This is a genomic window from Streptococcus sp. FSL W7-1342, assembly GCF_037966635.1.
Lineage (GTDB): Bacteria > Bacillota > Bacilli > Lactobacillales > Streptococcaceae > Streptococcus > Streptococcus salivarius_D.
Genome location: NZ_CP150200.1, coordinates 1421781 through 1440202, shown reverse-complemented (window position 1 = coordinate 1440202; position 18422 = coordinate 1421781). Strand labels below are relative to the sequence as shown.

Annotated in this window: 15 protein-coding genes and 2 pseudogenes; 13 read left to right on the top strand and 4 right to left on the bottom strand. The window is 38.8% G+C overall.

The genetic code is table 11. The features are described 5' to 3' along the window. The first annotated feature begins 32 nt into the window (after window positions 1–32). The 11 genes and pseudogenes from NSQ79_RS06475 (at window position 33) to htpX (ending at window position 13806) form a co-directional block, all read left to right on the top strand. Window positions 33–788, top strand: a complete 756-nt coding sequence (locus NSQ79_RS06475; RefSeq protein ID WP_164332214.1) for a hypothetical protein — start codon at window positions 33–35, stop codon at window positions 786–788. Next, complete coding sequence (locus NSQ79_RS06470; protein ID WP_164332215.1) at window positions 769–1944, top strand: restriction endonuclease subunit S; 1176 nt, start codon at window positions 769–771, stop codon at window positions 1942–1944. Before NSQ79_RS06475 ends, NSQ79_RS06470 begins: the two co-directional genes overlap by 20 nt. A gap of 18 nt (window positions 1945–1962) precedes the next feature. Continuing rightward, entirely contained in the window at window positions 1963–3159 is a 1197-nt protein-coding gene (locus tag NSQ79_RS06465; RefSeq protein ID WP_164332216.1) for an HAD family hydrolase, read from the top strand. Between the two features lie 183 nt (window positions 3160–3342). After that, a pseudogene (locus NSQ79_RS06460) lies at window positions 3343–4087 on the top strand (hypothetical protein). A gap of 42 nt (window positions 4088–4129) precedes the next feature. Beyond that, window positions 4130–5734: a type I restriction-modification system subunit M gene (locus tag NSQ79_RS06455; RefSeq protein ID WP_164332217.1), complete on the top strand. Its 1605-nt coding sequence runs from the start codon at window positions 4130–4132 to the stop codon at window positions 5732–5734. A 77-nt stretch (window positions 5735–5811) separates the two neighbouring features. Next, window positions 5812–6747 carry an Rpn family recombination-promoting nuclease/putative transposase gene (locus NSQ79_RS06450; RefSeq protein ID WP_164332218.1) on the top strand — a complete coding sequence of 312 codons (936 nt, stop codon included), beginning with the start codon at window positions 5812–5814 and terminating at the stop codon, window positions 6745–6747. Window positions 6748–6761: 14 nt separating this feature from the next. Next, window positions 6762–7007, top strand: a pseudogene (locus tag NSQ79_RS06445) (hypothetical protein); the annotation flags it as partial. 532 nt (window positions 7008–7539) lie between these two features. Next, complete coding sequence (locus NSQ79_RS06440) at window positions 7540–11046, top strand: YSIRK-type signal peptide-containing protein (RefSeq protein ID WP_164332219.1); 3507 nt, start codon at window positions 7540–7542, stop codon at window positions 11044–11046. A 148-nt stretch (window positions 11047–11194) separates the two neighbouring features. After that, the gene (locus NSQ79_RS06435; RefSeq protein WP_049528716.1) at window positions 11195–12196 is read left to right on the top strand and encodes a DNA/RNA non-specific endonuclease; all 1002 of its coding nucleotides are present in this window, start codon (window positions 11195–11197) and stop codon (window positions 12194–12196) included. A gap of 148 nt (window positions 12197–12344) precedes the next feature. Further along, window positions 12345–12905 (top strand): LemA family protein, encoded by a 561-nt coding sequence (locus NSQ79_RS06430; RefSeq protein WP_164332220.1) that lies wholly within the window; start codon window positions 12345–12347, stop codon window positions 12903–12905. A 1-nt stretch (window position 12906) separates the two neighbouring features. After that, window positions 12907–13806, top strand: a complete 900-nt coding sequence (htpX, locus tag NSQ79_RS06425) for a zinc metalloprotease HtpX (protein WP_118185988.1) — start codon at window positions 12907–12909, stop codon at window positions 13804–13806. 50 nt (window positions 13807–13856) lie between these two features. On the opposite strand, the gene NSQ79_RS06420 is transcribed toward htpX, so the two are convergent. The 4 genes from NSQ79_RS06420 to NSQ79_RS06405 all read right to left on the bottom strand — a co-directional run bounded on the left by NSQ79_RS06420 (window position 13857) and on the right by NSQ79_RS06405 (window position 17106). Then, a complete protein-coding gene (locus NSQ79_RS06420; RefSeq protein WP_164332221.1) occupies window positions 13857–14504 on the bottom strand; it encodes a metal-dependent transcriptional regulator in 648 nt (215 codons plus the stop codon). Window positions 14505–14583: 79 nt separating this feature from the next. Beyond that, window positions 14584–15510: a metal ABC transporter substrate-binding protein gene (locus NSQ79_RS06415; RefSeq protein ID WP_164332222.1), complete on the bottom strand. Its 927-nt coding sequence runs from the start codon at window positions 15508–15510 to the stop codon at window positions 14584–14586. 38 nt (window positions 15511–15548) lie between these two features. Next, complete coding sequence (locus NSQ79_RS06410) at window positions 15549–16388, bottom strand: metal ABC transporter permease (protein ID WP_004182741.1); 840 nt, start codon at window positions 16386–16388, stop codon at window positions 15549–15551. Further along, the gene (locus NSQ79_RS06405; RefSeq protein WP_013990797.1) at window positions 16378–17106 is read right to left on the bottom strand and encodes a metal ABC transporter ATP-binding protein; all 729 of its coding nucleotides are present in this window, start codon (window positions 17104–17106) and stop codon (window positions 16378–16380) included. The genes NSQ79_RS06410 and NSQ79_RS06405 overlap by 11 nt, the downstream gene beginning before the upstream one ends. 289 nt (window positions 17107–17395) lie before the next feature. On the opposite strand from NSQ79_RS06405, the gene NSQ79_RS06400 reads away from it, so the two are divergent. Together NSQ79_RS06400 and NSQ79_RS06395 are read left to right on the top strand one after the other, a co-directional pair. After that, complete coding sequence (locus tag NSQ79_RS06400; protein ID WP_037605591.1) at window positions 17396–17869, top strand: membrane protein; 474 nt, start codon at window positions 17396–17398, stop codon at window positions 17867–17869. Further along, the gene (locus NSQ79_RS06395) at window positions 17866–18261 is read left to right on the top strand and encodes a DUF4430 domain-containing protein (RefSeq protein WP_004182738.1); all 396 of its coding nucleotides are present in this window, start codon (window positions 17866–17868) and stop codon (window positions 18259–18261) included. The genes NSQ79_RS06400 and NSQ79_RS06395 overlap by 4 nt, the downstream gene beginning before the upstream one ends. Window positions 18262–18422: the final 161 nt, after the last annotated feature.

Genomic DNA, 18422 nt, shown 5'->3' with positions numbered 1-18422 from the left:
TAACACTTGATACTTAAGGGAAATGATAATAAATGGATACTATAATCACATTTTTCAACTCTCAGTTCATTAGTTCAATGATTGGAGCTCTTTTAGGTGCAGGAGTTGCTGTATACGTTGCAAGACTACAAAATAAACAGCAACTTAAACAGTTAAATAATGAACATGAGTTACAACGAGAATTTTTTGAAAAACAAGAGGAAAACGAAAGGGAACGTATATTTTTACAATATACTATTGAACGAGCCGAGCATTCGTATGAGATATTAAGTGATTTAAGAAGTGCAAAAAATCTATTTGTAGATGCAGTATTTGAATTACTGAAGAGATTTCCTAATGATATAAATTCAGATGAAGATATCGATTTTAAAAAATATTTTAATTTATTGTACGGGGATTATCTGCTTCCTAAATACAATTCAATTATAAAATTAAGAGATATGTTATTACTGACCTTGGTTATACAAGATGATGTTGAACTCTCTAGATTAAAAGAAGAAGTTCGTAAGGAAGTTTCAATTTTTGTGGACTATCATAAGAGAATAAGTAAAGTGGAGAATTTTGAAGAATATAAAGAAGTCGCTGAAGACTTTCTGGAAAAATCTAAATTAACTGAACAATGTGATGAATTAAGGGCTTATTTAACGAAGTATATAACAGAAACTACATTTAGGTTAGTTTCTCCAGAGAAAATGGCAGAAAAAATACTAAAACAAGAATATAATGTATCTAATTTAAAATTTAAAATAGTAAGAAAGCAGGATAGGGATGGAGAAACCAAAAATTAGGTTCTTAAAGAATAAAAATTCATGGGTAAGAAATACATTTGAAGAGATAGCAAAAAGGAGAACTAAAAGTTCTGACAACCCTGATTTACCAAGAATTGAATATCAAGATATAATTTCTGGAGAAGGGAGATTGAGCAAAGATTTAAATAAAAATATTGATTGCCGGAAAGGAATAGTGTTTGAAACAAATGATATTTTGTATGGGAAGTTACGTCCATATTTAAAAAATTGGCTACACCCTAATTTTAATGGTATTGCATTAGGAGATTTTTGGGTATTGCAGGCAAGAAATTGTGATTCAAAATTTTTATTTTCATTAGTACAATCGCCAAAATTTCAAAGAGTCGCAAATGATACATCTGGAACAAAGATGCCACGTTCTGATTGGAAGACAGTTTCACAGACAGAATTTAGTATTCCTACTTCTAATGACGAACAATCTGCCATCGGCTCTCTTTTTCGTACTCTCGACGAGCTTCTGACTAGCTACAAGGATAATCTTGTTAACTACCAATCACTCAAGGCAGCCATGCTCTCTAAGATGTTTCCCCAAGCCGGACAGACAATTCCTGAGATTCGTTTAGATGGATTTGAAGGAGAGTGGGAAGTAGTTAACTTAGGAACATTGATTGAAAATTTTGACGAGGTAATATCAGGTACTTCAGGTTTTCCTATTGCAACATCTTCTAGAAAAGGTCTTTATTTACAGAATGATTATTTTGAAGGTGGAAGAACAGGAATAGATTTGACACTTGATTTTCATAGAGTTCCAATTGGCTATGTCACATATCGTCATATGTCAGATGATTCTATTTTTAAGTTTAATAAGAATAATTTTGAAACTGATGTTTTGGTTTCTAAAGAATATCCTGTTTTTATTAATAATGATAATTCTGATATCGATTTTCTACTTTATCATTTGAATAACTCTAGGTTATTTTTAAGATTTTCAACTATGCAAAAATTGGGTGGTACACGTGTTCGGTTGTACTATAAAAATCTTATTACTTATAAGCTTGCAGTACCGACAGTAAAAGAACAACAAGCCATCGGCATCTATTTCTCAAACCTCGATAACCTCATCAACTCTCATCAAGAAAAAATTTCTCAGCTCGAAACACTCAAAAAGAAACTTTTGCAGGATATGTTTATTTAACTGAAAGGTGAATTAACTATGCCAGATACAACTTTTAAACGTGAAAAGAAAACAGATAGACCAGTTATTGCACTTTGCTATGATTTTGATAAGACTCTATCTCCAGATGATATGCAAGCTCAGGGCTATATCCAAACAGTACAACCAGAAGGAAGTGATGTAATTGGAGATTTCTGGAGAGAGTCAAATAATCGTGCCGCAGCAAATAATATGGATAAAAACATTGCTTATATGTATACAATGAAGAAAAAAGCACGTGGGCAAATTGTTTTTACAAAAGAAAAACTTGCGGACTATGGATCTAAAGTGGCATTATTTCGAGGTGTTAAGGATTGGTTTAAGCGTATTAGAGATTATGGAGCAGAAAAAGGCATTATTATCGAGCACTATATTATTTCTTCTGGTTTGAAAGAGATGATAGAAGGAACACCAATTGCGAAAGAGTTTAAAGAACTGTATGCGACATCTTTCTATTTTGATGAAGATGGGGTAGCTGTTTGGCCAGCTCAAGTAGTTAATTATACTAACAAGACACAGTTCCTTTTCCGTATTTCAAAGGGCGTACTTGATGTAAACGATGATGCTGTTAATGATTCTTTTGCTCCGGATGAAATCAGAGTTCCTTTTCGAAATATGGTTTATCTTGGAGACAGCGACACGGATATTCCTTGTATGAAATTAGTAAACTCTCAAGGTGGATATTCTATAGGTGTTTTTAATCCAGATGAAAAAGATGAAGTGAAGGCGAAAAATAAAGTCTATAAGATGATGAGGGATAATCGCATTTCTTATTTTGCCCCTGCGGATTATTCGGAAGGAAGTGAGCTTGATGAATTAGTCAAATTGATTATTGATAAAACTGTATACAACGAAAAACTGTATGAGAAAAAGTATATTAATCAAAAAGAAGCTATCAAGCAGGAAAAACCAAAAGAAGAGCAGGAGAAGATAGATTTAATCAACTCTTTAGAAGGTAGTGGTAGTTTTAAGAGTACTCATGCTATTATTGAAAAATTATCAAAATACACTAGTTGGAAACCAGAAGAAATAGAAGATCTTTTAGAAATTGCACTGGAAAATACACAGGTATGGCATATTTTAAATGATCAAGATATTAAAAAGTTTTACCAGTATCTGATTGAAAAACTTGGTAGTATTAATGAAGGTTCAACTAGAGAGAAAATAGAAAAAATTCAACAAAAATTTGAATCGTAACCTCTGTAATGATACGCTAATGACTTAATTTATGAAGAAGAACTTTTGCAAGCGATGTTCATCTAAAAAGTAAAAAAGGATTGTCTATTTACTCGACTGATTAGTAACGAAAGTTTTAGTTTTACAGTGATAGTAGACGAAAGATACGAAATTTAAGCTAAGGTATTTTCAAAGAGGACACACATGGTTTCAGTAACACAACGTATTAAACAGATTAAGCAGCCTCGTGGTGGTTATCTGCCTGTTAAGGCTTTTACAGTGACGATGCTTGATGATGGTCAGGTTCTTAATCCTGAGGAGTCTATTGGGGCTAGTTTGGTTGGGACTGCTGTGGACTATCTCATGGATGGGACAATTGTTGAGGAGGCTTTTGAGATTTCCTTGCTTGGTGCTAGGGCCATGAGGATGGAGGCCAAGGCTTTTGGTCTTCTGGATGATGTTAAGGGGATGGACGATTTGTCGATTACTAGGGCCTGTCAGTTGGCAGGTTTTGATAGTGCCTTTCGTGCTGATCCTCTGGCTTATCGCCCAGTGGAGGGGATTGTCCCAGATCAGGCGACTATTGCTAATATTCGTATCATGGTTGAGCGTAGTTTGAGCTTTTTCAAGGCCTTTTGTCCTGTGACTGCGGATGGTTTTACCATGGAAGGGGCTTATACGGCTACCATAACGACTGGTGATGGGGATTTCTTGACTAAAGATACCCCTTTGGGACTTTAAAGTCAGCACCAGCAAGCCTAATAAGGACCATACCTTGCAGCTACTGATTTACTATCTCATGGGTAGGCGTTCGATTCATCCAGAGTTTCAAACCATTGAAAAACTAGGCATTTTTAACCCACGTCAAAACACTATTTACCAACTTCCTATTTCTGAGATTTCAGATGAGGTCATCAAGGAAGTGGAAACAAACGTGATTGGCTATTAGAACTAATAGGATAACATTTAAAAATACAAAGAAAGAAACATTATGTCAGAAACAACACAAACCTCCCAGTCGCTTTATCAAGCCCTGTGGAACTCAGCGGATGTGCTCCGCTCTAAGATGGATGCCAATGACTACAAGTCTTATCTCTTGGGCATGGTCTTTTACAAGTATTTGTCGGACAAGATGCTCTTTTTCGTGGCAGAGACCATGGAGGAGGAGACAGAAAGCTTGGAAGAGGCACTAGCGGTCTATCGTAAATACTATGAGGACGAGGAGACTCACGAAGACCTCTTGGCAGTCATCACTGATGAGATGAGCTATGCCATTCATCCTGACTTGACCTTTACGGCCTTGGTAGAGCGAGTGAATGATGGAAGCTTCCAGCTAGAGGACTTGGCCCAGGGCTTCCGTGATATTGAGCAGAGTGACGAGCTTTATGAAAATCTTTTTGAAGATATTGACCTCTACTCTAAGAAACTTGGGGCGACTACTCAAAAGCAAAACCAAACGGTTGCGGCTGTGATGAAAGAGTTGTCTGTCCTAGATGTGGCAGGTCATGCTGGTGACATGCTTGGTGATGCTTACGAGTACTTGATTGGTCAGTTTGCGACGGATTCAGGTAAAAAAGCTGGTGAGTTCTATACACCGCAACCTGTTGCCAAGCTCATGACTCAGATTGCCTTTTTAGGTCGTGAGGACAAGCAAGGCTTTACCCTTTATGATGCGACTATGGGGTCAGGCTCGCTCTTGCTTAACGCCAAACGCTATTCACGCCAACCACAGACAGTGGTTTACTTTGGTCAAGAGTTGAATACCTCAACTTATAACCTGGCACGTATGAACATGATTCTGCATGGTGTGCCGATTGAAAACCAGTTTTTACACAACGCTGATACCTTGGATGAGGATTGGCCAACCCAAGAGCCGACTAACTTTGATGGTGTTCTCATGAACCCACCTTATTCAGCCAAGTGGTCTGCTAGCTCAGGTTTCATGGATGATCCTCGTTTCTCACCATTTGGGAAACTGGCACCTAAGTCTAAGGCTGATTTTGCCTTCCTCTTGCATGGTTACTATCACTTGAAACAAGACAATGGTGTTATGGCCATCGTCCTACCTCATGGGGTGCTCTTCCGTGGTAATGCCGAAGGGACTATTCGTAAAGCTTTATTGGAAGAAGGTGCTATTGATACGGTTATCGGTCTGCCTGCTAATATTTTCTTTAACACCAGTATTCCGACGACGGTTATCATTCTCAAAAAGAACCGTACCAATCGTGATGTTTACTTTATCGATGCCTCTAAGGAGTTTGATAAGGGGAAAAATCAGAACATCATGACGGATGCTCATATTGAGAAGATTCTTGATGCTTATAAGAGCCGTGAGGATATGGACAAGTTCGCCCATCTGGCAAGCTTTGAAGAGATTGTGGAAAATGACTACAACCTTAATATTCCTCGTTATGTGGATACCTTTGAGGAAGAAGAAGTTGAGCCCTTGACCGAGATTGTGGCTAAGATTAATGAGACTAATGCGACGATTGAGACCCAGACAGCGTCCCTTCTTGACATGCTTGGCCAGCTTCATGGAACAACACCAGAAGCAGACGAAGAACTCAAGGCCTTTGTGGAAGCATTTAAGGGGTAGTTGCAAGCTTTCATTTACTTTTTCCGAATAATAGAAGTAGAGGGGACAACCCTCTATTTTTTACTAAGGAGAAGTAGATGGAAAAAAGACACAAGCATGTCTCACCGACCTTGGATATTATGGCTAAGAAGATTTTTAGCCTGCCTGAGGTGACGGTGGCATTTATTCGAGATATTTTGGATTTAGATGTTGTGGATGCTCAGATTTTGGAGGGAACACAGCTTCACAAGAAGGACTTTGATGAGGATGAGCTCTTTTCAACCTCGGTGGATGTTCGAGCCAAGTTGAATGATGGAACCGAGGTTATCATTGAGATTCAGGTGCGTAAGCAGCATTATTTTCTCAATCGTTTTCATTATTATTTGGCTAACCAGCTGGTAGAAAATGTGCAACAATTACGCCAACAAGGGCAGACGCATAAGATGTATGAGCAGATGGAGCCGGTCTATGGTATTGCGATCTTGGAGAAGACCTTGTTGCCAGATGAGGAGTCCCCGATTAATACTTATTGGATGGCCAATAGTCGGACGGGCAAGCCTCTGCATTCTTTCTATAAGGATGGGAAACAGCAGAACCTTCTTCAGATTGCCTTTTTAGAGTTGGATAAGTATAATAAAGATAAGCATATCAGGGATGAAGGGCGGCAGTGGCTAGAGTTCTTTGGAAATCTCCCATTTTCTAAGGCACCTAGCCGAGCGGTCACGCATGCCGATTCATTACTGGATTCATCCAGCTGGACACAGGAGGAAAAGGCGATGATTGATGAACGCATACGTATTCAAGAAAATTATGACATGACCATGGAAACAGCAATTGATGAAGCGCATGAAGAAGGCATAGAGAAAGGGTTAGAGCAGGGACTAGAGCGTGGACTTAAACAAGGGTTGGAACGAGGTCGTCATGAGGAGCGTTTAGAGTTGATTCATAAGATGCTCTCAAAAGGCTTATCTCTAGAAGTGGTATCAGATGTGACTGGTCTGTCGCTTGAAGAATTAGAGGGATTGTTATCGTAAGAGCCAACCGATAGGAGGAAAAGGCGATGATTGATGAACGCGTACGTATTCAAGAAAATTACGACATGACCATGGAAACAGCAATTGATGAAGCGCGTGAAGAAGGCATAGAGAAAGGGTTAGAGCAGGGACTAGAGCGAGGTCGTTATGAGGGACAACTAGAAATGATTCGTAAGATGCTCTCAAAAGGTCTATCTCTAGAAGTTGTCTCAGATGTGACTGGTCTATCGCTTGAAGAATTAGAGGGATTGTTATCGTAAAATCTAGTTAGGTTAGTTATTTTTTTGAAAAATCAGAGACAGATTATTGTCTCTTTTTTTATTTTTGGGTGTTTAACATTTGTAATACTAAAACATTCGGAAAATAATACTTTGAAGCGTAAAATTAAAAAAGACTGTCAAACGTTTGACAGCAATCTGAGAAAACAAATTTAAAACATTTTGATTGTTTTGCCTGATAACTCTTGCTAAATAAGCCTTTATGGAAATTTAGAGTTTTTTCTTTCTTACACGTGAAAGAAATCACCTTTTTGTGCGACATTTTTAGACTATAATTTAGACGTGAATGACTGAACTTTCTAATATGACAATTTTGTTAAGGCCTTGTTAAAATGGATAGCCTAGCCTTTTTTTTTACTTTTTCATCCCTTATAATTTACTTTGGTTTGTTTTTAATAAGAAAAACAACAGCATTATTAATAATCTTTAATATGAGGGAATCTTTATTTTCTTTCAAAGGACGGCTTGGTCCTAAGATAGAGAGATTGTGAAAAAAAGTATCAGGAGAATAGACTTGTTTAAAGAAAGAAAAACGAAACCAAAGTACAGCATCCGTAAATATTCTATTGGCGCAGCATCAGCTTTGATTGGCTTTATGGCTCTTGCTAATGGGCAAGCAGCTCAGGCTGATGAGGCACAATCGATTAGTGGTTTAACTGATGCCTCAAATCAGGCACAGACACCTCAAACAGCTTCAACGGCACAATTGGCGACTTCAGAACCAGCATCAGTTGAGTCAGTACAAGCGTCACAGCCTGCCAATATTATGCCAGCTCAGCCACAGGTTACCACTGTTCAAGCAGCTGAACAGATTCCGACCATTGATCAATTGGTTGAGGCAAGCAACTCACAAAATCAAGAAACTTTAGCAAATGTCTTAACCAATGCGACTGAGGACCAAGGTCAAGGCAAGGAGTACAGCACAGAAGGTTACGGTGCAAAAATACCTTATACGACTCATGAGGCAGAAAATGCAAGTGTTGAAAATGGTGCTACAATCCAGCAGTCAACGGACATGGAATCTACGGCTGTGGAAGCGACTAACCAAACTTATGTTGAGCTTCCTAAAAAGGATGCGGCAGTTACTTTCAATGTCACTGAGCCAGCCAATGCTTTGAATGTCCGTTATACAATACCTGATGGTGCATCAGGTCAGTTGGATGTGCAGGTCAATGGTTCAAGCGTTGGTAATCTTGATTTGTCATCTCACTCAGCATGGCAGTACCTTAAAGGGGACCATGAGTATGATCAAGCCATTGATGGTTCAAGTGCACGTTTTCGTTTTGATGAGACACGTCTTCTCCTAAAGGATATCCAATTGAAATCTGGAGATAAGATTTCTCTAGTTAAGAAGAAAGATGACAATGTCCCTTACGGTATTGACTTTATTGAGCTTGAACAGGCTCCAGCGCCTGTTGCCCAAGGTGAAAATAGTATCAGTATCGTGGATAAGGGTGCCTCTGCCAATGATGATAGTGATGACACTGCTGCCCTACTTGCGGCTGTGGAAGAAGCTAAAGCCAGCGGAAAATCTGTCTATATTCCAGAAGGACGTTTCAATTTTGATAAACAAGTTAATATCGAAGCTGATAATCTAAAAATCTCAGGTGCCGGTGTTTGGCATACACAATTACACTTTACAAGTGACAAACGCTATGGTGGTGGTATTGTCTTCGGTCATAATAGTAATGGCATTGAGTTGAGCAATCTTTACATGGATTCCAACTTGACGTCTCGTTATAACGAGGATGCACAATACAAGGCTATCTCGGGAACACTTGGCAAGGATTCGAAAATTCACGATATCTGGGTTCAGCATTTCGAAGTCGGTATGTGGATTGGAGACTACGACCAGACGGGGAATATGAAGTATACGGATGGTCTTGTCGTTGAAAATGCTCGTATCCGTAATAACTTGGCTGATGGTATTAACTTTGCCCAAGGGACCAAGAATTCAACAGTTAAAAACTCTAATATCCGTGGGAATGGTGATGATGGTTTAGCTATCTGGTCAAGTATTTCAAATGGGACAAATGCAGCAGCTGAGGAAAATAATAAATTCCTTAACAACACCATTGAATCAGGCTGGCGTGCGGCTGGTATCGGTATTTTTGGTGGTAAGGGGCATGAAATTTCAGGAAACCTCATCAAGGATGTCTTTGCTGGAGCAGGTATCCGTGTAAACACTGTCTTTGCAGGTCACAATTTTGACCTCAATGATTCTGGAATTAAGATTCATGACAATACCATTCTACGTTCAGGGACAATTAATGACCTCTATAACCTCCATCGTGGTGCCATTGATTTCCAACAAGTTCGTGGAACAATCAAGAATGTCGATGTCTACGATAATAAACTATTGAATACCTTGGCTGATCCAGTGATTACCAAAAACTTTGAGATGGGTGACAATGGTAATGGAGAAATCCGTTTATCTAATAATACGATTGACAATAAGGCGACGATTGTTGGGGCTGTCTCAGCAGTTTCTCCAACAAAACCAGCACCAAAACCTGTCAATAATCCAGTCTCAGAGACTTCAGTTTCAGAAACACCAAAGAGTGAAGCGGGTTCAACTGCGCCAGTTTCTGAAGCATCAACAAGTGAAGTAGTTTCTGAGACATCAGCATCAGAAACACCAAAGAGTGAAGAAAGTTCAAGCACTCCAGTTTCTGAAGCATCAACTAGTGAAGTAGTTTCTGAAACTTCGGCATCAGAAACACCAAAGAGTGAAGCAGGTTCAAGCACTCCGGTTTCCGAAGCATCAACTAGTGAAGTAATTTCCGAGACCTCAGCATCAGAAACACCGAAGAGTGAGGTAAGTTCATCATCCCCAGTTTCCGAGACTTCTAACAGTGAAGTGGCTTCGGAGACTTCAGCATCAGAAACACCAAAGAGTGAGGAAAGTTCAAGCGCTCCAGTTTCTGAAGAATCGACTAGTGAGGTAATCTCTGAGACCTCAGCATCAGAAATACCAAAAAGTGAGGAAAGTTCAAGCACTCCAGTTTCTGAAGTATCTAACAGTGAAGTAATTTCCGAGACCTTAGCATCAGAAACACCGAATAGTGAAGAAACCTCAAGCGCTCCAGTTTCCGAAGCATCTAACAGTGAGGTAATCTCTGAGGCTTCAGCATCAGAAACACCAAAGAGTGAAGCAGGTTCAAGCACCCCAGTTTCAGAAGCATCAAACAGTGAAGTGGTATCCGAGACATCAGCATCAGAAACACCAAAGAGTGAGGCAAGTTCAAGCACTCCAGTTTCTGAAGTATCAACTAGTGAAGTGATCTCAGAGTCTTCAGTTTCAGAAATACCAAAGAGTGAAGCAAGCTCAACTGCTCCAGCTTCTGAGTCACCAAAGAATGAGGAAACTTCAGTAGCTTCATCTACTAGTCAGGTTGACGTAGCAATTACTTCTGACAGCCCAGAGAAATCTCCAACTTCAGAAAGTACACAAAAGGATCCGATTAGCGAGGTTTCTTCAGAAGTTATTGAAAAAGGTTCAACAAGTCAGGTTGATGTCAAAGTTTCTGAAGCTCCAACAACAGCACGTACATCTGAAGTTGTCAGCATCGCGCCAAATAGTCAGGTCGCTTATAACAATGACCTAAAAACCCCTGTAACAAGCAGTCAGCTCGCCTCAGAAGCTATTCGCTTTAATTCTCTTTTGAATGAGAAGTCTGTGGATGTGATTGCAAGTAAAGTTATGGCGGTTATGGCCTCTGAAACATTAGCTTCAGAAGCGGCATCACTTACAAGCTCTGAAGGTATTGCCAAGGAGATTAGCAATGATTTGTCAGAATTGGCGGAAAGCAAGAAGGATGACACACCTAAGAATGTCGCTCGTATTGATAAAGCAACTGAGGGAAAACAGGTGGCCAAGAGTTCTGAAAGCCAAGCTAGCACTTCAAAAGAAAAAGGTAAGTCTAACACGACAACAGTCTTCCTTCTTGTCGGAGTTGCTGCAGCACTAAGTATATCTACAGTTTATCTTACAAAACAAGGTAAAAAAGCAGGTAAATAATAGGTAAGAAACATCCATTAAATTGGGTGTTTTTTTGTTTTTAAGCAAACTCTAAGATACCTAATATAATTATTCTTTATTTTTAATTATCCGCTTTGATTTGGTCCTGTATAATTAAAGTAATAAGAAAAATTAAGGAGTTAAGATAATGAAAGAAAAAAGAAATAGTAGGATTCGTTTATTTGCTCTTCTTGTTTTAGTATTTACGTTAGGTTTCGGATTTTCATTAGATACTAGCAAACAATCTTTGGCTGTGAGTTCTCAAGTGGTTCAAGCGGATGAGAATAATGGTATCTTGGCTTTTAATGGTCAAAAGCAGTTTGTCATGGAGGAGAAGGACCAGCTAGGACGTGCCCACAGTGCTCATATACAGTTACAAGATAAGGACGAGCCGAAGAATAAGCGTCCCGGTAAAATAAAATATAATCCTGTAGGGTGGCATAACTATAAGTTTTATTATGGTGACGGTAAATCAAAATCTTGGTTAATGAATCGAGGGCATTTGATTGGCTATCAGTTTTCTGGTGTCAATGACGAGGGCAAGAATTTAGTACCTATGACTGCCTGGTTGAATTCTGGAAATTATAAAGGAACCGACGAAGGTAATCAGTCAGGTATGCTTTATTACGAGAATCGTTTGGATAACTGGCTAGCACTACACCCTAACTATTGGTTAGACTATAAGGTAACAGCTATTTACAGTGGAGACGAGTTGTTGCCTCGTCAAGTAGAACTTCAGTATGTTGGTATTGATAGTTCTGGAAATCTCTTGGAAATTAAACTTGGTGGAGATAAGGAGACTCTTGACAGTCAGGGAGTTACGCATGTTATCTTGGATAACCAATCACCAAATGCAGAAATCAATTATGCAGATGGGACAGCGACAAATACGGTTACTGAATTTACTGAAGCGCCATCTGAGCCTAGTTCTGAGAGTTCACAGGTGACTGAGCAACCAAGTTCTGAGCCAGAGCCTGTGCAACCTACACAAGAAGAAAGTAGAACAGTTTATGTGGCGCGTCATGGTACAGCAGATGTTTATTGGTATGACATCAACAGTATGCCTAGCAATACCAACAAAGCAAATGTCGTTACAATGACAGAAGCAGATGCCCTAGCCCAAGGTAAACGACACACGTCTAAAGAGTAATACAAAAGCTGGACAAGATGTCCAGCTTTTTTGTAAAACGACTCAGATTTTACCACTTTTATCTGAAAATTTGATATACTGAGACTATCAAAGATACTTGAAAGAGAGGTTAATTGACTCTTTTTCAGTACAAGAAAGGAATAAAAATATGATTTGGATTACTATTGCCATTATCGTTGTTCTTGTAATTTTTGTTATTGCAAGTTATAACGGCTTGGTTAAAAGCCGTATGCAGACTAAGGAGGCATGGAGTCAAATTGATGTTCAATTGAAACGTCGTAATGACCTTCTTCCTAACTTGATTGAGACTGTTAAGGGATATGCAAAATACGAAGGTTCAACGCTTGAAAAAGTAGCAGAACTTCGTAATCAAGTAGCAGCTGCGACTTCACCAGCAGAAGCTATGCGTGCTAGTGATGAATTGACACGCCAGGTTTCTGGAATCTTTGCGGTAGCTGAAAGTTACCCTGACCTTAAGGCTAGTGCAAACTTCAGCCAACTTCAAGAAGAGTTGACGAACACTGAAAACAAAATTGCCTATTCACGTCAACTTTATAATAGTGTGACAAGTAACTACAATGTGAAATTGGAAACATTCCCAAGCAATGTTATTGCTAAAATGTTTAGCTTTAAGGCTGCTGAATTCCTTGAAACACCTGAAGAAGAAAAAGCTGTTCCTAAGGTTGATTTCAGTGGACTAGGTAACTAATATGTTATTTGATCAGATTGCTCGAAATAAGAGAAAGACTTGGCTTTTGCTCCTGGTCTTTTTCCTCTTGTTGGGCCTTGTTGGTTACGGTGTCGGCTATCTTTGGTTAGGTTCAGGCTTCGGTGGTTTGATTCTTGCTCTAGTTATTGGTTTTATCTATGCCGTTACCATGATTTTCCAATCAACAAATGTCGTTATGGCTATGAATGGTGCACGAGAGGTTGATGAACAAACAGCTCCCAACCTATATCATGTGGTTGAAGATATGGCTATGGTGGCACAAATACCGATGCCACGTGTCTTTATTGTCGATGATCCTTCAATGAATGCTTTTGCGACGGGGTCTAGCCCTAAAAATGCTGCTGTGGCTGCTACGACAGGTCTTCTTGCAGTTATGAATCGTGAGGAACTTGAAGGGGTCATAGGGCACGAAGTCAGCCATATTCGTAACTATGACATCCGTATTTCGACTATTGCAGTAGCCTTGGCATCTGCGATCACCATGCTAGCTGGTATGGCCCGCAATATGATGTTCTGGGGTGGAGGCCGTCGTCGTAATGATGATGACCGTAATGGAAGTAGTGGCTTGGAGATTATTCTTCTCATTATTTCCTTGATTGCCATTATTCTTGCGCCTTTGGCAGCTACCCTGGTTCAGTTGGCTATTTCACGTCAGCGTGAATTTCTAGCTGATGCTTCTAGCGTCGAATTGACACGTAACCCACAAGGTATGATAAATGCTCTGCTTAAACTTGATAATAGTGCGCCAATGCAACATCATGTGGATGATGCTAGCGCAGCTCTCTATATCAATGATCCTAAAAAGGAATCTGGTTTGCAGAAGCTCTTTTATACGCACCCACCAATTTCAGAACGGGTGGAACGCTTGAAACAAATGTAAAAAAAGTGAGACTGATGACACTTCTAAGGGTGTCTATCAGCCTCGCTTTTTTAGTTTGATTCAATATACAGGTTGCTAGCAACAGTTTCTGGAATTTGAATTTCTTTTCCATCAATATTCAGGCGGTAGAGTTGTGTAAAAGGGTCAAAGCCTTTCAATGTAAAAGTTACACCAATTTTAAGACCGACAGTTTCCAAATAATGGAGTAAATCAATTTGATCCTGAACTCGACGAAGTACATAGTCTCCAGGAGTTAGGTCTTGTGTAAAAGTCTGGTTGTAGATCTCCTCTATGAGCTGACCTGACTTGGGGATTTGCCCACCGTGTGGACAGGTTTGGGGGTAATTGAGTAGGCGGTCAAGGGCATTGATAAAGTGATCAGAGACAGTATGCTCTAAAATTTCAGCCTCTTGATGAATTAGGTCACAAGTATATTGCAAGTGGTCCACCAAAAAGACTTCGATGAGGCGATGTTTCCGATAGAGTTCAGCGACATTGATTTTACCAGTTTTCGTTAGAAGATAGCCCTTGACTTTGTCTTTGATGATGAGGTCTTCTGAAATCAATTTCTTAATCATTTCCGTCACAGCAGGTGGAGACACCTGCATACGGTTTGCGATTTCCTTATTGCTTATTTTGCTTTCTTCAGTACCAATCTCATAGATACATTTGAGGTAGTCTTCTTTGTTAGGTGTCATTTCTCTTCCTTTGAAAATAGTCTCACCTTAGTATAACAGATTTATCATAAGAATACAGAATATTTCTTAGATAAGATTTTTACTGATTCAAGCCTTGGGTGATTTTATCCAGATTATATTTCATCATGTTGTAGTAGCTATCACCGTTTTGCCCTTTTTCAGCAATAGAATCTGTAAAGATCTTTGCATAAATAGGAATATTGGTATCCTTAGATACTGTTTTCATAGGGCGTTCATCGACACTAGATTCGACAAAGAGAGCTGGTACCTTTGTTTGACGTAGTTTTTCCACGAGTGTTTTGATTTGGTCTGGTGTGCCTTCTTCTTCTGTATTGATTTCCCAGATGTAGGCAGATGGTACGCCATAGGCTTTAGAGAAGTATTTGAAGCATCCTTCACTAGTGACAATCAGTTTTTTCTCATCGGGAATCTTGTTAAAAGTCTCTTTAGCTTCTTGGTCCAGTTTACTAAGTTTGTCAGTATAGGATTTTAAATTCTTTTCGTAGTAGGTCTTGTTTTTAGGGTCCTTAGCAATCAGTTGCTTGGCAATATTTTGAGCATAAATAATCCCATTTTCCAGATTAAGCCAAGCGTGGGGATCCTCCTTACCTTTTTCTGACTGACCTTCAAGGTAAATCACCTCAACACCATCACTAACTGCAAAATAATCTTTGTTTTCTGTCTTATGGGCATTCTTGACCAACTTAGTAAACCAGGCATTCCCACCAGTTTCTAAATTGATACCGTTATAAAAAATCAAGTCAGCTTGTGACGTCTTCTTTACATCATCAGGAAGAGGTTCATATTCGTGAGGGTCCTTACCAACCGGGACAATACTGTGGAGAGTGATTTTATCTCCAGCAATATTTTTGGTGATATCGGCAATAATGGAATTAGTCGTAACAACTCGTAATTTATCTTTGCTACTGTCTTGTTTATTATTACACGCTGCTAAAGCAACTACCGCTAAAAGTAATAGTGCCATTGTTGATAGTATTTTTTTCATAGATAGTATTTTTTTCATATTATTTTCATCCTTTTATTTTATTGTTGATAAGTCTTATTCATGCCACTCTGTTTAGGGACGATGAAAAAGCTGATGAGAAAGAGAAGGGCAGATGTTAACACAATGCTTGAACCGGCCGCAATGTTAAAACTATAGCCTATAAAAAGACCTAGAACAGAGGCTAGGGCCCCAAAAACTGATGAGAGGAGAATCATGGTTTTAAGACTATTAGCATATAAGTAGGCGGTAGCAGCCGGTGTGATTAAAAGAGCCACAATAAGAATAGTGCCAACACTTTGCATAGCAGTCACAGCAACCAAGGTGAGAATAACCATAAGTAAGTAATGGTAGAAGGTGACTCTAACTCCAATAGACTTAGCTAAGATTGGATCAAAGGATGTCAGGAGTAGAGGACGAAAGAAAATTTTTATTGTTGTTAGTACGAGAAGGGCAACGGCAATCGTTATCCACATATCCAAGTCTTGTACAGCTAGAATATTTCCAAAGAGAATATGAAAGAGATCTGTGGAACTATTTGCGACACCTATGAGAATAATGCCAAGAGCTAGAAAGCTTGAAAAGGTAATACCGATTGCTGTGTCACTCTTAATAATGGAATTGCTTTTGATATAGGTAATTATTGTAGAAGCTAAAAGACCGAAGACGATGGCTCCTATGAAAAAATTGATACCTAAGATAAAGGAAATGGCTACGCCAGGTAAAACCGCATGTGAAATCGCATCACCCATTAGTGACATACCTCTTAGAATAATAAAACAACCAACAGCCCCCCCGACAATTCCAATAACTAAAGCCGTTATAAGGGCGTTCTGCAAGAAGTGGAAATTTAGCAAACCATCAATAAATTCAGAAAACATTTGCATCTCCTTTATAAAATAAACTGTTACCGTAGGTTTTACGGAGATTATCCTCATTAAAAATAAGATTAGTAGGCCCGCTAGCAATCAATTTACGATTGAGGAGGATGACTTGGTCAAAATAATGAGGGACCTTACTCAAATCATGGTGAACAATGAGAATAAGCTTTCCTTGTTTCTTAAGTTCCCTCAAGGTGTTCATGATAATATCTTCACTAACAGAATCGATCCCAACGAAGGGCTCATCTAATAGGAGGACATCTGCCTCTTGTACAAGACAACGAGCAATCAGAACCCGTTGAAATTGGCCCCCTGATAATTGGCTTATCTGGCGATGGGCCAGATCATTTAAACCGAGTAGAGCTAAAGCTTTTGTGACCTTAGACCAATCTCTTTTAGTTAGACGTTTAAAGAACTTGGTTTTGGAATAGAGGCCTAGAGAGACGCACTCTTTGACAGTAATTGGAAAGTTAAAATCAATTTCCGCCTTTTGTGCAACATAGGAAAGACGATTTAATTGCTGACGAATAGGCTGTTTATTGAATAGGAATTGCCCGGAGTGAGGGATAATACCAATAAGTGCTTTAATTAGGGTTGATTTGCCAGCACCATTAGGACCAATAATTCCGGTGATACTTGGTCCGTCTAGGTTTAAGGTGATATTATCTAGAGCCAATGTCTGTTGGTAAGACACATTAATATTTTCGATTTGGATCATTAGTTGCCTCCTTAAGTTTAATATACTTTAAAATAATAATTAAGTCAAGTTAACTTTTATAATTAACATAACTTAATTATTTAGTGTTATCAAGATGACAGAGGATAGTGAATGAGAGTACACTTTTTATATCAAATATTCAGCCTGCTCAAACTGTTTGATATTTGGGAGAGGCAACAAGGAACATTATTTTCTACAATTTGTATGATCTCACTCTGTATTTCAAGAAATCTTTAGTTTTTATTTTTAAAAACTAGTCATATTTCTTTATTTCTGGCATAATAGATATATGAAACTAACGATTCAACGAATGGCTCGGATAGCTATTCTGTCAGCTCTGGCAGTAGGATTACGGTCAGCATTTATAGGATTGCCAAATATTCAGCCTATTACAGCTATGTTTTTTGTGGCTGTTCTTTATTTGGGTTTGGTAGATGGTCTATTGATTATGGCTTTAACCATGGCCATCTCAGGATTCATCTTTGGTTTTGGTCCCTGGGTCTTTAATCAGATTCTGGCCTTCGGCGTCTTAATGGCTCTTTGGAGTTTGATTGCACCTAGGTTATCACTTGTCTGGCAGATTGCTTTGGTAACTTTTTTGTCCTTTTTCTATGGGGTTCTCCTTGATTATGGGTATGGTCTTCTATTTAAAAGTGGGATTACCTTTGTTATTTCTGGTCTACTTTACGACACCTATCATGCAGTATCGACGCTTCTATTTTATCCATTCATCCAGTCTATTTTTAGGAGGTTTTTGAAATGAAAAAATTATTAACTTATCTCTTTCTTGCCTTATCACTTGTTACCCTAGCAGCCTGTGGAAAAAATGAGGCAGCTAAACTTACTAGTAGCACAAACAATCATCAGTCTAAGGTTCAAGGTCAGGTGACTTTGATTTTGAAAACGGAAAAGGAAAGTAAGAAAAAATCAGTAGAAATCCAAAAAGGGGATACAGTGCTTGATGTCTTGGAAGAGGTATATCCTGTTCAAGAAAATGATGGCTTCATCACTGAGATTGATGGTATTTCTCAAGATAAAGATAAGGGCATCTATTGGATGTTTGATGTTAATGGGAAACTTGGTGAAAAAGCAGCCAACCAACTTAAGGTTGAAGATGGCGATGAAATCAAATTCTATCAAAAAAAGTATAATTAAGATTCTGAACTCTGTTTCAGAGTCTTTTTTTAATAAAGTTCGGAAATGGGCTTAAAAAATTGTTTGGAAAAGTCGGAAAATTGCAAAATAACTGACGATTTAAAGGAAAATAGTTTACTTTTGTTTTAAAAGTGATATGATAAAAGGGTACTACATAAAGT

Excerpts from the sequence above, each read along its gene's own strand:
- NSQ79_RS06410 (WP_004182741.1), bottom strand. The coding sequence starts at position 16,388 with ATGTTTTCTGAATTTATTGATGGTTTGCTAAATTTCCACTTCTTGCAG.
- NSQ79_RS06405 (WP_013990797.1), bottom strand. The coding sequence starts at position 17,106 with ATGATCCAAATCGAAAATATTAATGTGTCTTACCAACAGACATTGGCT.
- NSQ79_RS06450 (WP_164332218.1), top strand. The coding sequence starts at position 5,812 with ATGGAAAAAAGACACAAGCATGTCTCACCGACCTTGGATATTATGGCT.
- NSQ79_RS06400 (WP_037605591.1), top strand. The coding sequence starts at position 17,396 with ATGAAACTAACGATTCAACGAATGGCTCGGATAGCTATTCTGTCAGCT.
- NSQ79_RS06415 (WP_164332222.1), bottom strand. The coding sequence starts at position 15,510 with ATGAAAAAAATACTATCAACAATGGCACTATTACTTTTAGCGGTAGTT.
- NSQ79_RS06395 (WP_004182738.1), top strand. The coding sequence starts at position 17,866 with ATGAAAAAATTATTAACTTATCTCTTTCTTGCCTTATCACTTGTTACC.
- NSQ79_RS06420 (WP_164332221.1), bottom strand. The coding sequence starts at position 14,504 with ATGACACCTAACAAAGAAGACTACCTCAAATGTATCTATGAGATTGGT.
- NSQ79_RS06430 (WP_164332220.1), top strand. The coding sequence starts at position 12,345 with ATGATTTGGATTACTATTGCCATTATCGTTGTTCTTGTAATTTTTGTT.
- NSQ79_RS06435 (WP_049528716.1), top strand. The coding sequence starts at position 11,195 with ATGAAAGAAAAAAGAAATAGTAGGATTCGTTTATTTGCTCTTCTTGTT.
- NSQ79_RS06470 (WP_164332215.1), top strand. The coding sequence starts at position 769 with ATGGAGAAACCAAAAATTAGGTTCTTAAAGAATAAAAATTCATGGGTA.
- NSQ79_RS06455 (WP_164332217.1), top strand. The coding sequence starts at position 4,130 with ATGTCAGAAACAACACAAACCTCCCAGTCGCTTTATCAAGCCCTGTGG.
- htpX (WP_118185988.1), top strand. The coding sequence starts at position 12,907 with ATGTTATTTGATCAGATTGCTCGAAATAAGAGAAAGACTTGGCTTTTG.
- NSQ79_RS06465 (WP_164332216.1), top strand. The coding sequence starts at position 1,963 with ATGCCAGATACAACTTTTAAACGTGAAAAGAAAACAGATAGACCAGTT.
- NSQ79_RS06475 (WP_164332214.1), top strand. The coding sequence starts at position 33 with ATGGATACTATAATCACATTTTTCAACTCTCAGTTCATTAGTTCAATG.